The sequence below is a fragment of the Streptomyces sp. NPDC044921 genome (genome assembly GCF_056432865.1).
Map to the genome: position 1 here is coordinate 1 of NZ_JBWKIF010000007.1, position 12,490 is coordinate 12,490.

General features: G+C 68.9%; 11 protein-coding genes and 1 pseudogene. 6 read left to right on the forward strand and 6 right to left on the reverse strand.

What is annotated here, in order from left to right:
• Positions 1 to 97: 97 nt before the first annotated feature.
• Positions 98 to 215, forward strand: a pseudogene (locus AC07DA_RS12725) (IS481 family transposase); the annotation flags it as partial.
• Positions 216 to 283: 68 nt separating this feature from the next.
• Here the strand turns inward: AC07DA_RS12725 and AC07DA_RS12730 are convergent.
• The 3 genes from AC07DA_RS12730 to AC07DA_RS12740 all read right to left on the reverse strand — a co-directional run bounded on the left by AC07DA_RS12730 (position 284) and on the right by AC07DA_RS12740 (position 3,107).
• Complete coding sequence (locus AC07DA_RS12730; protein WP_479127341.1) at positions 284 to 1,549, reverse strand: ImmA/IrrE family metallo-endopeptidase; 1,266 nt, start codon at positions 1,547 to 1,549, stop codon at positions 284 to 286.
• A gap of 33 nt (positions 1,550 to 1,582) precedes the next feature.
• Positions 1,583 to 2,218 carry a hypothetical protein gene (locus tag AC07DA_RS12735; RefSeq protein WP_479127343.1) on the reverse strand — a complete coding sequence of 212 codons (636 nt, stop codon included), beginning with the start codon at positions 2,216 to 2,218 and terminating at the stop codon, positions 1,583 to 1,585.
• Positions 2,219 to 2,435: 217 nt separating this feature from the next.
• Positions 2,436 to 3,107 carry a TetR/AcrR family transcriptional regulator gene (locus AC07DA_RS12740; RefSeq protein WP_479127345.1) on the reverse strand — a complete coding sequence of 224 codons (672 nt, stop codon included), beginning with the start codon at positions 3,105 to 3,107 and terminating at the stop codon, positions 2,436 to 2,438.
• 139 nt (positions 3,108 to 3,246) lie between these two features.
• Here AC07DA_RS12740 and AC07DA_RS12745 point away from each other — a divergent pair, with 139 nt between their 5' ends.
• A complete protein-coding gene (locus tag AC07DA_RS12745; protein WP_479127347.1) occupies positions 3,247 to 3,924 on the forward strand; it encodes an antibiotic biosynthesis monooxygenase in 678 nt (225 codons plus the stop codon).
• A 55-nt stretch (positions 3,925 to 3,979) separates the two neighbouring features.
• On the forward strand, positions 3,980 to 5,194 hold the full coding sequence (locus AC07DA_RS12750) for an MFS transporter (protein ID WP_479127349.1): 1,215 nt from the start codon (positions 3,980 to 3,982) through the stop codon (positions 5,192 to 5,194).
• 47 nt (positions 5,195 to 5,241) lie between these two features.
• Here the strand turns inward: AC07DA_RS12750 and AC07DA_RS12755 are convergent, their stop codons facing one another.
• Positions 5,242 to 6,681, reverse strand: coding sequence for an MFS transporter (locus AC07DA_RS12755; protein WP_479127351.1), 1,440 nt, complete (start codon positions 6,679 to 6,681; stop codon positions 5,242 to 5,244).
• Positions 6,682 to 6,773: 92 nt separating this feature from the next.
• On the opposite strand from AC07DA_RS12755, the gene AC07DA_RS12760 reads away from it, so the two are divergent.
• On the forward strand, positions 6,774 to 7,418 hold the full coding sequence (locus AC07DA_RS12760; RefSeq protein ID WP_479127353.1) for a TetR/AcrR family transcriptional regulator: 645 nt from the start codon (positions 6,774 to 6,776) through the stop codon (positions 7,416 to 7,418).
• A gap of 93 nt (positions 7,419 to 7,511) precedes the next feature.
• On the opposite strand, the gene AC07DA_RS12765 is transcribed toward AC07DA_RS12760, so the two are convergent.
• Both AC07DA_RS12765 and AC07DA_RS12770 read right to left on the reverse strand, forming a co-directional pair.
• Positions 7,512 to 9,197: a ribonuclease J gene (locus AC07DA_RS12765; protein ID WP_479127355.1), complete on the reverse strand. Its 1,686-nt coding sequence runs from the start codon at positions 9,195 to 9,197 to the stop codon at positions 7,512 to 7,514.
• 81 nt (positions 9,198 to 9,278) lie between these two features.
• Complete coding sequence (locus tag AC07DA_RS12770) at positions 9,279 to 9,908, reverse strand: antibiotic biosynthesis monooxygenase (protein WP_451524630.1); 630 nt, start codon at positions 9,906 to 9,908, stop codon at positions 9,279 to 9,281.
• Positions 9,909 to 10,209: 301 nt separating this feature from the next.
• Between AC07DA_RS12770 and AC07DA_RS12775 the strand changes: the two genes are divergently transcribed.
• Complete coding sequence (locus tag AC07DA_RS12775; RefSeq protein WP_479127358.1) at positions 10,210 to 10,656, forward strand: MerR family transcriptional regulator; 447 nt, start codon at positions 10,210 to 10,212, stop codon at positions 10,654 to 10,656.
• A complete protein-coding gene (locus tag AC07DA_RS12780; RefSeq protein WP_479127360.1) occupies positions 10,653 to 12,254 on the forward strand; it encodes a peptide chain release factor 3 in 1,602 nt (533 codons plus the stop codon). The genes AC07DA_RS12775 and AC07DA_RS12780 overlap by 4 nt, the downstream gene beginning before the upstream one ends.
• The last annotated feature ends 236 nt before the right edge of the window (positions 12,255 to 12,490 follow it).

Below are 12,490 nucleotides of genomic sequence, written 5' to 3' on the forward strand. Positions count from 1 at the left end.
GCTACGAACGCAAGGCCGAGCACTTCCTGGCCTTCACGGCCATCGCCTGCAGCCTCATCTGCTACCGCAGACTCACCAAATGAGACGACGTCTTAGACGACAGGCCGCGTTTCCCGACTGGCCGGACTGGTACAACTACCACCGTCCCCCACGCCGGAATCAGCGGCCACACCCCAGCCAGCCGCGTCACCAACCTCTCCGAACAGCACAGCTAGCCCCAGCTGCGTCGCCAAGCCGTCCGGACAGCACAGCTAGGCGCCCCGCAAGCCCACCGCCGGGTAGGTCACGTCCGCCGGGGGCTCTGTGGACCGGACATCCTCGATCGACCAGGGTGCCGCAGTGGTATAGGGCGCCCCGCGCCCTCATCGATCGACTCGTCGAGGGGAGGCCTCGCTGGCCCGGTGACAGCCGTGGAGGCTGAGGGTGCCATGGGTACGACACCAGGCCGTGATGGACTGGCCGGGGTGTGGACCAAGCGCAGCTCGGGGCGTGGCGCCGGCGATTTCCTGCCGCCCCCCGGAACGCTCACCGGCACAAGCCCGAAGACGTAGTCGTTGAGATCGTCGAGGTGAATGCCCATGTGGGCCGCGATATCAGCGGGGGCCATGCTCTTGGTGCGCAGGGCGTCGAAGACCTTGGCCAACAGTTGGCTGCTCTCCCTGGCCAGCAGGGACCCGGGCTCACCGTTGCGGTAGCCCATCTGGGCGAGTTTCTTCACTGTCTGGGTATGGCGCCACTCGGAGAGGAGGCCGAGGTCGCGGAGGCGGTAGGCAAGGGCCATGGCGGAAACACCCCAGCGGCGCTTGGCGCTGAGGATTCGCTCGACGGACGCGTCATTGAGGCGTTGAGCGATGATGCCGGCCCGGGGCATGAGGAAAGCAGAGGCGAAGGAGTTGGCCTCCGGCTCACCCTCCCGGCCGCCGGGAATGCGGTGCTCTGAGTGCAGGACCAGGTGACCGAGTTCGTGGGCGGCGTCGAACCTGCCACGCTCGCCGGTCTTGCGTGTATTGAGGAAGATGTACGGCGTACCGGACTGGACGGTGGAGAAGGCGTCCGCGTCCAGGCAATCCGGCGCCAACGAGAACACGCGTACGCCGTTGGCCTCTAGCAGATGGACCAGGTTGGGGACTGGGGCCTCGCCCAGGCCCCAAGCAGCTCGTACCTGCTCAGCGGCCTGTTCAGGGGTGAGATGTGGATAGGTGGGCACGTTGGGGGCCGGCAGGCGGAAGCGCTCCTCCATCCAGGCGTTGAGGGTGGACGCCACGGCACCGGAACTGAGCGTGGCGTCGCGCTCCAGGGCGCTCATCTTGGTCGGCGCCCGGAAGCTGACCGCGTCCAGTTGCATCTCCGGCGCGGGCGGGGCCTGGAAGAACGCCACGGGGAAGCGAAGGATCTCGGCGAGCGTGGCCAGCGTGTCCGCAGACGGGGCTTTGCGGTGCTTCTCGAAGGCGTTGATGCTCTGCGCGGACAGGCCGGAGGCGGCCGCCAAAGCGGCCTGGGTCATACGACGACGCTTGCGCGCGAGAACCAGCCGCTCTGGCGTGAACACCTTGCCTCAACTCCCATGTCTTGCTCTGACCAGCTAATTCTCCCCCAGAAGCTCCACGACGACCTCCGGGCCCTGGTCGTCCCCGGGCTCGTCGAGCGAGATGTCGAAGCCGGGGTCGTCCATCGGCGGGAGGCTGATGGGTATGCGCGTCAGCCACTCGTCGACGAACTTGCCGTTCATCTTCACCGGCAGCGAGAGCTCCGCCTGCATGATGCCCTCTTCCCGCTTGTACAGCAGACACCAGGTAGGGAGCTGATCCAGCTCCACCCCGTACTCCACCTCGTCACGAGAAAGGAAGGCCAGCTGGCCGTTCTTCTCCACCATCCGCGCCATTGCGGGACCCTTGGGGTTCTTCGACCGAACGCGGCGGCTCAGGTCGGCCACGCCGCCCTCCGCGCTGATGGCCGTGATGGCGTGCGTCCGGTCGGGGTGAATCACCCGCAGGATGCTGTCCCGCGAGGTGCGTCCCCACCCGTCGGGCACCAGCACCTCCGCCAGGTAGCGGTTGGCCCGGCTCCAGAACAGGAACCCGCGTGCCGCCGGGGCATCGAAGTCGGTACACCCTCGCACGTCCTCCAGCGCCATACTCAGCACCAGGGTGAACAGATCTGAGGACACATCTAGTTCGGCGAGTTGCTGAGCGTGCTGCTGGGGGTCGAGCTCGGCCAAGGTCAGGTCCTCCAGGCTTAGTTGGTTTCAGAAATGGTACCTCAGTCGAGGTGGCGTTTCTGAAACCAGACGCATCATCGCACATCAGTTCGACTTTGTCACCCAAACCCAACTGACCCGTAACGCTTGGCTCTTGTTGGCGTATCAGCTCGCATGCCAGCTAGCCCGGCCCTAGTGCCGCAGCCGAAGCGGGGCATGGCGCAGTGCCGTGCCCCGCTCAGGGCAGGTCGAGGGCGAGGCTTGCGGGGATGGAGTCGAAGGCTTCTTCGACGCGGCGAGCCAGCGATTTGGTGCCGCCGTGTCCGCGGCGTCGATCGGGTCCCTCGGGGGTACGGCCGGCGACCCAGTTGCGGGCGCCGCAGCGCCAGGCGCTGAGGGCGAATTCACCGAGCAGGCGCAGGCGTACATCGTCCCGGCCATCGATACCGAGGCGTTCTTCGAGGGTCTCCACCAGACGCTGCTGGGTCTTCATGGAGGACAGGATGCTGTGGTCGCGGAGGACGGGGGTGCCGGCAGCGAGACGGCGGGTGCGCAGGAAGCGGTGGTCCCAGCCGTCGGGCATGGACAGGATCGCCGCGCTCAGCGAGGTACGCAGGGCGTCGAGCGCCGGACCGGGGCCGGCGTGCTGGGCGAAGTGGGCGATGTAGGCGTCCCACAGCTCGCCTTCGGCCGCCATGGCGACGTCTTCCTTCGTGCCGTAGTAGCGGAAGAAGGTGCTGCGGCCGATCTCCGCGTGAGCGGTGAGCTCTTCGAGGGTGACGCGGTCGAACCCGCGTTCACTGAACAGCTCCAGCGCGGCGTCGGCGAGCGCACGGCGGGTGCGCCGCTTCTTGCGCTCGCGCAGCGACAGGTGCCCGTCGCCGACGGGAGCAGGGAGGTCGGTGGTCATCGATCCAGGGTACCGAGGCGGGACCAGGGCTTAAATGACACTGGAGCCATTTCGGAACTCATGACAGTCTTGGACTCAGTTCCATTTCCTCTAGGTGGGCAGCGCCCTGCCCACTGGAGCGACCTGTGGGGAGACTGTCGTGATCCGCCATAGCAAAACCCCGCCCGAGATCACCCGCGCCGATGCCGGCCTTGCGGTGATCACCGTCCGGCATTTAGGTGACGCCGCGAAGCAGTCGGCCATCGCCGACGCGGCGGTCAATACCCGTCGTGAAAGTCCCTGGCCTGCAGGGCTGTTGAGCTGGTCCGTGTTCACCAGCACCGACGTGCAGGCGCTGATGGCGTACGAGCAGTGGGCGGACGACGACGCCTTGGATACTGCTCTGGCGGCACCGATGCCGTATACGCCGGGTATTCCTGGCACCGAACCGTCCGCTCCGGTCCGCTACCGCCTGCACCGCTCCCACATCAGCCACGGTGAGGCCGCGGTGGGGTGCGTCGTGACGCCCGTGTTCGACGTGGACGGGCCGGAGCGCCAACGGCACTTCGTCGACGAGGTCTTCGCGATGACGAAGGACATGGCGCCGATGCCCGGCTCCGTCGCCGCGCACTTCCACACCAGCCTGGACGGCACCCGGGTGTTCAACTACGCCGAGTGGAGCGACGAGCAGGCCCACCTCGACGCGGTCACCGCCGACGACCCACGAGGCTTACGGCGTCGGCTCACCGGCGAGATCGCAGGGGTGCGACCGTGTGGATACCGCCGCTGGCATCCGCACGCCACCCTGCTCGGCACCGGGCCCGGCGATGCCCGCTGACGCTACCGTGCCCGGAAGTTCACCGGAGTCGGCGGCGGACAGGGGCTCACTCACGGTGCTGTTGCTGGCCTCCACGCTGGGGGTCATGGGTGGCGCCACCATCGCTCCGGTGATCGAGGTGATCCGCCAAGCCCTCGATGTAGGCGGCACAGCCGCCGGACTGGTGCTGACCTCCCACAGTCTGGCCATCGCCCTCGTCAGCCCGCTCGTGGGCCGGACCACCGACCGGTTCGGCCCCCGGCTGCCGCTCGCTGCGGGACTGGTGGTGTACGGGCTGGGCGGAGGGGCCGGCCTGGTCATCGACTCCTATCCGGTGCTGTTCGCCTCCCGCTTGATTCTTGGTGTGGGGGCGGCGGCGGTCTTCACCTGCTCCACCGCTGCGCTGCTGGGCCTGTACCGGGGCGAGATGCGGGACAAGGTGATGGGCTGGCGGACGACCGCCACCACCGCGGGTGGCTTCGCTTACCCGCTCGCGGCCGGTGCCCTGGGCAACGCCTCCTGGCACGCGCCGTTCGCCATTTACCTCATCGGCCTGCCGCTCGGCGCAGCCACTCTGCTTGCCCTGCCCAAGACCAGCCATGCGAGTCCGAGCGACCCGTCTGCGAAGGGCTCGCGTCGTGGCGCGGTGCGGTTGCTGCGTGAGCACCCGCTGGTCTTGGCCCTGTGCGGGCTGTGGGTGGCGACCACCGGGCTGATGATGGTCCTGGCTGTCTCCTTACCCCGCCGCCTGGACCAACTAGGAATCCACGACACCCTGGTGGTCGCCTTGTACGGCACTGTGCTCGCGTCCGGCGCCGCCAGCCTGGTCGGACTCACCTACGCCAAGCTCACCGCCCGCCTGGGCTATGCGGCGCTGATGCGGACCGCGGCCGGAGCATGGACGGCGGCGCTGCTGGTGTTCGCCGTCGCCGAGCACTGGGCGGTACTGATGCTCGTGCCAGTACTGACCGGCATCGGCAGCGGCATCACGATGCCCACCCTGACCGTCCTGGTCGACCACGCCGCACCCGCCGAACAGCGCGGGACGGCCACCTCTTTGCAGGCCACGGCACTCTTCGGCGGTCAGTTCGCCTCGCCCTTGGTCTTCGGGCCGCTGATCGACGCCACCTCGATCGCCACCGGAGCCCTAGTCGCCGCGGCAGGCACCGCAGGGATTCTCGCCGCGTTGTTCCGGCTGAAGGAACCGGACCAGACGACCGGGCTCACAGACACGGACGAGGGCGATCGGCCCGAAGCGCCGGCCGGCGAACGGCCACAGCGCGGCAGCTGACAGTGGCGCTCCCAGTCCTTCCTCGTGCACGGTGGCCGGGTCGGGGCTCAACGTCCCGGCAAGGCCGCCGCTTCATTGCGGCGCGGGGTCGGCAGCGCCACTGCCAGGGCGGCAACGCCTACCAACATGGCTGCGATGGCCAGGAACACCGTGCGGTAGGACATGGCCGAATCAGTGGTGGCTGTGGCAAGGGTGACCAGGACGGCCAGGCCGATCGCGCCGCCGATCTGTCGGGCTGCGTTCATCAGCCCGGAGGCCGCGCCGGCGTCCGTGGAGGAGACACCGGAGGTGACGGTGGTGGTGATCGGGGTGATGAGCAGGCCCATCCCGGCGGACATGGCCAGTGCCGGCCCGAGCAGTCCGTCCAGGTAGCCGCTGTCCGCCCCGATCCGGCTCTGCCAGACGAATCCCGCAGCGGACAGCAGCGCGCTGCCGACGATCAGCGCCCGGGCACCGGTGTGCCGCATGACCATGGGAGCGAGGCGGGCGGCCGCGATCCCGGCCAATGTGTGCGGCAGAAACCCCACACCGCATGCCAGCGCCCCGTAGCCGAAGACGTCTTGCATGTACAGCGACAGGAAGTACCACATGGGGATGAAGCAAGCGCCGGCCAGCAGCATCACCGCGTTGCCCGCCCAGACCGGGCGCATCCGGACCAGGTGCGGCGGCAGCAGCGGGGCCGCCGCCCATCGGGCCTCGACGACTGCGAACGCGGTCAGCGCCAGCGCGCCGACGGCCAGTCCGACGAGGGCGGCGGGCCCGCTCCAGCCGTGTACGCCGGTCTGGTTGACGCCGTAGACGAGCGCGGTGACTCCCAACGTGGCCAGCGTCGCGCCCAGTACATCAAGTCTGGCGGGCATCGTGCCCGGGCGGTCGTCCGGCAGCAACCGGACGGCCGCCAGCAGAGCGGCAGCACCGATGGGTACGTTGATCAGCAGGATCCAGCGCCACGACAGAGCGTCCGTCAGTACGCCGCCGATGAGGTTCCCAGCGGCGCCGCCGGCGGAGCTGACCGCGGTCCAGATCGCCAACGCCCTTATGCGCCCCGGCCCTTCGGTAAAGGTGGTGGTGAGGATGGTCAGCGTGGCCGGGGCCAGAACCGCAGCACCCAGGCCCTGCACCGCACGCATCGCGATCAACACGGCCGGGCTGGTGGCGAGCCCGCCCACCAGACTGGAGGCGGCGAACAGCACCACTCCCCACACGAACACCCGTCGCCGGCCGTACAGATCCGCAAGGCGGCCCCCCAGCAACAGGAATCCGGCGAAGACCAAGGCGTAGCCGCCGACGACCCACTGCAGACCCGCGGCGGTGAAACCGAGCGCGGACTGAACGGAAGGCAGGGCTACGTTCACCACCGACACGTCGAGCACGACCATGAACTGTGCCGCGCATGCCAGCCACAGCACCGCCGCCGGAGGACTCGCCCGAACCCGCTGGGCTGCGGTGTCTGGTGCGCCGTTCCCGCATGCTCCGCGCTCCACCATCACCCCTCCACTCGTGACCGCGAATTTTTATCGTACAGCGGTACTATGAAAACGAACGGGCGGGCAGGAAGGGACACAGGGTGCCGAAACGGGTGGATCACGCCGAGCGGAGAGCGCACATCATCGACGCGCTGGTCCGCGTGGCTGCGGCCGAGGGCCTGCACTCGGTAACGATGCGGGCGGTCGCCGCCGAGGCGGGCATGTCACTGAACCTGGTGCAGTACTACTTCGACTCCAAGGCCAAGCTGATGCACGCCGCCCTGGAGCGGCTGGAGCAGCAGAGCCACCAGCGGTGGTCGAAGCGGCTGGCCGATCTGCCGCAGCCGCATACGGCGCACGCTTTCATCGAGGCGTTCCTGGCCGAGGCGCTGCCGACCGACGAGGCCAGTCGCGCCTTCCACCTGGTGTGGACCTCCTACGCGGTGCTGGCGATGACCGACCGGGAGCTGGCCGCCGAGCCGTTCGTCGCCGGGCCCGATCGCCTGGAGCGGCAGCTGACCGACGTGCTCAGCCGAGCTCAGCGCGACGGCGCGCTGGCCGGCGGGCGGGATCCGGCGGCGGAGGCGGCCCGACTCCTGGCCCTCAGCCACGGGTTGGGCACCGGCGTCCTGGTCTGCCAACGGTCCGCCGAAGCAGCCATGGCCATCCTGCGCGCCCACCTCGACCAGCTCTTCGACGACCGTCTCGTATGGTCGGCGCCCCGGTCGCCTGTCGAAGTGACGAGTGACGGCGGGTGATCAAGCGCAGCCCGCTCGCCTGTGCGTGCCGTAGTGGGTGAGGTGGTGTCTGTCCGTCCTGAATGAGGCAGGGGCCCGGAGCGCGGCCCCCGGTCAGGCGTCGATGATGACGGGGATGATCAGTGGCCTGCGGCGGTGGGTGCGGAAGGCCCAGTTGGCCACGGCGCGGGCGATGAGCTGTTCGAGTTGGTGGGCGTCGCCGACGCCTTCCTCGGCCGCGGTGGCCAGGGTCTTCTCGATGACGGGGATGACCGGCTCGAAAGTGGCGTCGTCGTGGACGAAGCCGCGGGCCAGGAAGTCGGGAGCCTCCGCCAGGGCGCCTGTATCGGCGTCGACGATGGCCACGACCGTGATGACGCCCTCCTGGGCAAGGGTGACACGGTCCTTGAGAGACGCCTCGGTGGCGCCGCCGACTTCCATGCCGTCCACGTAGACGTTGCCGGCGGGCACCTTGCCGGTGATGGACGCGCGGCCGTCGACGAGGTCGACGACGACGCCGTCCTCGGCGATGACGACCCGGTCGGGGTCGACGCCGGTGCGGATGGCGAGGTCGCCGTTGGCCCGCAGGTGACGCCATTCGCCGTGCACGGGCATGACGTTGCGGGGCCGGACGATGTTGTAGCAGTAGACGAGTTCACCGGCGCTGGCGTGCCCGGAGACGTGCACCTTCGCGTTGCCCTTGTGGACCACGTGGGCGCCCCACCGGGTCAGGCCGTTGATCACACGGTAGATGGCGTTCTCGTTGCCGGGGATGAGGGAACTGGCGAGCAGGACGGTGTCGCCCTTGCCGATGCGGATCTGGTGGTCGCGGTTGGCCATGCGTGACAGCGCGGCCATCGGTTCGCCCTGCGATCCGGTGCACACCAGAGTGATCTTGTGGTCGGGGAGCTTCTCCAGCTCCTTCGTGCTCACGACCAGACCGGAGGGGACCTTCAGGTAGCCCAGGTCACGGGCGATGCCCATGTTGCGGACCATGGAGCGGCCGACGAAGGCGACCTTGCGGCCGTGCTGGTGGGCGGCGTCCAGGACCTGCTGGATGCGGTGCACATGGCTGGCGAAGCTGGAGACGATGACCCGGCGCGGCGCGGTGCGCATCACCTGCTCGATCGCCGGGTTCAGCTCACGTTCGGAGGTGGTGAAGCCGGGGACCTCGGCGTTGGTGGAGTCGGTGAGGAACAGGTCCACACCCTCCTCGCCGAGGCGGGCGAAGGCGCGCAGATCGGTGATGCGGTCGTCCAGGGGGAACTGGTCCATCTTGAAGTCGCCGGTGTGCAGCACCGTCCCGGCTCCGGTGCGGATCGCGACCGCGAGGCTGTCCGGGATGGAGTGGTTGACCGCCACGAACTCGCAGTCGAAGGGCCCGAAGCCGCGCCGGTCGCCCTCGCGCACGCGCACCGTGCGCGGCCGGATGCCGTGTTCCTTGAGCTTGGCCTCGATGAAGGCGAGGGTGAGCTTGGAGCCGACGAGGGGGATGTCCCTCCGCTCCCGCAGCAGATAGGGCACGCCGCCGATGTGGTCCTCGTGGCCGTGGGTGAGCACCACGGCCACGATGTCGTCCAGCCGGTCCCGGATCGAAGTGAAGTCCGGCAGGATCACGTCCACGCCGGGCTGGGTCTCCTCGGGGAACAGCACGCCGCAGTCGACTACGAGCAGCTTGCCGGAATGCTCGAACACGGTCATGTTCCGGCCGATCTCGCCCAGGCCGCCCAAGGCGGTGACCCTCAGCCCTCCCTCGGGCAGTGGCGGGGCGGCTTTGAGTTCTGGGTGCGGATGGCTCATACCCTCACGCTACCGAAGGGTCTGCCGGGACTACCCACTGCCCGCCGCTGCACGCGAGGAGAGGCGCGGCGCCGGGCTCGGTCACGGCAGGGGCAGGGAGCGGTGGAGGCGGTAGCGCCCGCCGTGGGTGAGGCGCACCCCGGGCGTACTGGAGAAGATCTCGTGCCCCTGGTCGTGGTCACCGGCCTCGGCGGCCTCCTCGTGCGCCTCGACGCTGATCCACTCCGTGTACAGCAGGACGCGGCTGCCGTCGGCGCTGTGCAGGAAGTGGGCCGAGATCGCGCCGCGGTGCCCGCCGTCCTTCGGCTGGGCGGCAATCACGGCGTCGGTGAAGTAGCGCTGACGCTCGGGCCCGTCCACGTCGAAAGCGGCCGTGATCAGGCAGCCCGGGACGCGGGTCTCGTTCTCCTCGACCAGGCTGCGGTACAGCCGGTAGCGCGGCGGACCGGCCAAGGGCGCGGCGTAGCCACCGTCACGCAGGTACGCGTCGTACGCCCCGACGCTCTCCCATTGCGCGAGCGACAGCACCGTCTCACCGTCCGTGCTCGCGAACCAGCTCACCTCAGACAGGCCGCAGGGCGGGGAACCACTCTCCAGCGCATGCAACTCGTCGTCCATGACCAGCCGCTGCCGGTCGGGTCCTCCGACGTACCGTGCGCCGATCACGGCGGTACCGGTGCGGGCTATGGCCGGGAAGCGGTCGGTGGTCAACGCGGTCTCCCTGAAAGGTGAGGGGTGGTCGGTCCCGACGATGATGCGGGGGGCGGGGGCCTGCGCGGGCAACTGCTTTACCGAGCCGCAAGGCAGGGCGTCGGGTGCGCCGGAGGGAACTCTCGGTGGGTGGGCAGACGGCAGCGCCACCCCGAGGGGGAGTGAGGCGACGCTGCCGAGACGACGACGGCAGCCTGTCCGCGGTTGCCCTCGGTTCCACTCGCTTGCAAACCTACCCTAACGAGAGGGTAGGTTTGAAGTCCGGCAAGGGCGCCGGCACGCGACGTGAGGCGGTGAAGCCGTGGGCGAGAAGCTGATGCAGATCGGCGAGGTGTCCGAACGCACAGGACTGTCGCTACGAACGATCCGCCATTACGAGGACATCGGAGTGGTCGCCCCCAGCGAGCGCAGCATGGGTGGCTTCCGCCTCTACACCGAGGCCGAGGTGCGCCGACTGGCGCTATTGCGGCGAATGCGGCCGCTGGGCTTCTGCCTCGACGACATCCGCGCCCTGCTGGACGTACTGGAACAACTCCCCGACGACGGCCGACCGTTGCCGGAGGACCACGAGCAAGTACACGAGGAACTGGTGGAACGGTTGCGTACGTACTGGGTGAAGGCCGACGCGCGGTGCGAGGACCTGCGGCGGCAGCTGGGCCATGCGGAAGACTTCGCCCGCTCCCTGCATGGCCACCTGGCCCGGCTCGTGGACGCCACGTCCGAGGCGGACACGGAGGCGGTGCGATGAGCTCCACCAGTGAATGGGCTGCCTCCGAGGCGGCCCGCCGACGCACGTTCGCCGTAATCAGCCACCCCGACGCGGGCAAGTCCACCCTGACCGAGGCCCTCGCCCTGCACGCACACGCCATCACCGAGGCGGGCGCGGTGCACGGCAAAACCGGGCGGCGCGGAGTGGCCTCGGACTGGATGGAGATGGAAAAGACCCGCGGCATCTCCGTCACCTCCGCGGTACTGCAGTTCGCCCACCGGGGATGCGTGCTGAACCTGCTGGACACCCCCGGCCACGCCGACTTCTCCGAGGACACCTACCGCGTGCTGGCCGCGGTGGACTGCGCGGTGATGCTCATCGACGCCGCCAAGGGCCTGGAGGAGCAGACCCGCAAGCTCTTCGACGTTTGCCGGCACCGCGGTATCCCGGTCATCACGTTCGTCAACAAGTGGGACCGGCCCGGCCGTGAGGCGCTGGAGCTGCTGGACGAGATCGAGCGCGAGTTCCGCCTCAAGCCCACCCCCGTCGCCTGGCCGGTCGGCGACGCCGGATACCTGCGGGGACTGATCGACGTACGGAGGCCGGGACAGATGCTGCGCTACGCCCGCACCCCCGGCGGTGCCCGCGAAGCCATCGAGGAACCCGTCTCGGCTGATCGGGCTGCTCTGGAGGACGGCGCGGACTGGGGAAAGGCGGTCGAGGAGCTTGATCTCCTCCAGGTCGACGGTGCCGTACACGACCAGGAGGCGTTCCTGGCGGGCCGGACCACGCCGGTCTTCTTCGGTGCGGCGATCTCCAACATAGGAGTGCGGCTGCTGCTGGACGCGATCGTCGACCTGGCCCCTCCACCCGGCCCGCGCGAAGTGGAAGGCGGAGGCGTACGCCCGGTGGACGCCCCCTTCTCGGGGCTGGTGTTCAAAGTGCAGGCCAACATGGACCCCGCCCACCGGGACCGGATCGCCTTCATGCGCGTGTGCTCAGGGATCTTCGAGCGCGGCATGACCGTCACCCGCGCCGCATCCGGCAAGCCGTTCGCCACCAAGTACGCGCACAGCGTCTTCGGCCAGGACCGTTCCATGGTCGACATCGCCTATCCCGGCGATGTGGTCGGCTTGGTCAACGCCACCGCCCTGCGCGTCGGCGACACCCTCTACGCCGGCCAGTCGACGGTGTTCCCGCCGATGCCCACCTTCGCGCCCGAGCATTTCGCCGTGGCCCGCCCGGTCGACCTCGGCCGGTCCAAACAGTTCCGGCGCGGCATCGCCCAGTTGGACGAGGAGGGTGTCGTCCAGGTCCTGGTCTCCGACCTGCGCGGGGACCAGGCGCCGGTACTGGCCGCGGTCGGCCCGATGCAGTTCGACGTCGTCAGCGCCCGCATGGCCGGGGAGTTCTCCTCCCCCGTGAAGCTGGAGACGCTGCCCTTCCGCCTGGCCCGCGCCACCGACACGGCCGGCGCGGAAGCCCTCAACCGCTCCCGGATCGTCCAGGGTGAGGCCCTCACCCGCATCCGCGACAAGGCGCAGCTCGCCCTGTTCCCCGACGGCTGGCAGGCGGGCTCCTTCGAGCGGGAGTTCCCCACCGCCCGACTGGACCACCTCATCGCCGCCCACGAGTAGGACGGCAGCCGACAGGGAGCAGGCTAATATCTCACCCTAGGTGAGAGTGCATATCTGATCCTGTCGGCCATCGATCGGTTGATCAGCACTTCTGGACCTTCGGCTCGAAGAGCTGCTGGGCGAGCCGGTGACATGTAAAGCAATCGCCATGGTTCGGCAAAGACCAGGTAAATAGGCTGCTAGAGTGAGTGGCAGATGATCGCCCTCACGGCCGTTGCGTGCGGATGGGGTGAGTG

Bases quoted from the DNA above. Each gene is read 5' to 3' on its own strand.
- AC07DA_RS12740 (WP_479127345.1), bottom strand. From the start codon at position 3,107: ATGACCACCGACCTCCCTGCTCCCGTCGGCGACGGGCACCTGTCGCTG.
- AC07DA_RS12755 (WP_479127351.1), bottom strand. From the start codon at position 6,681: ATGGTGGAGCGCGGAGCATGCGGGAACGGCGCACCAGACACCGCAGCC.
- AC07DA_RS12765 (WP_479127355.1), bottom strand. From the start codon at position 9,197: ATGAGCCATCCGCACCCAGAACTCAAAGCCGCCCCGCCACTGCCCGAG.
- AC07DA_RS12780 (WP_479127360.1), top strand. From the start codon at position 10,653: ATGAGCTCCACCAGTGAATGGGCTGCCTCCGAGGCGGCCCGCCGACGC.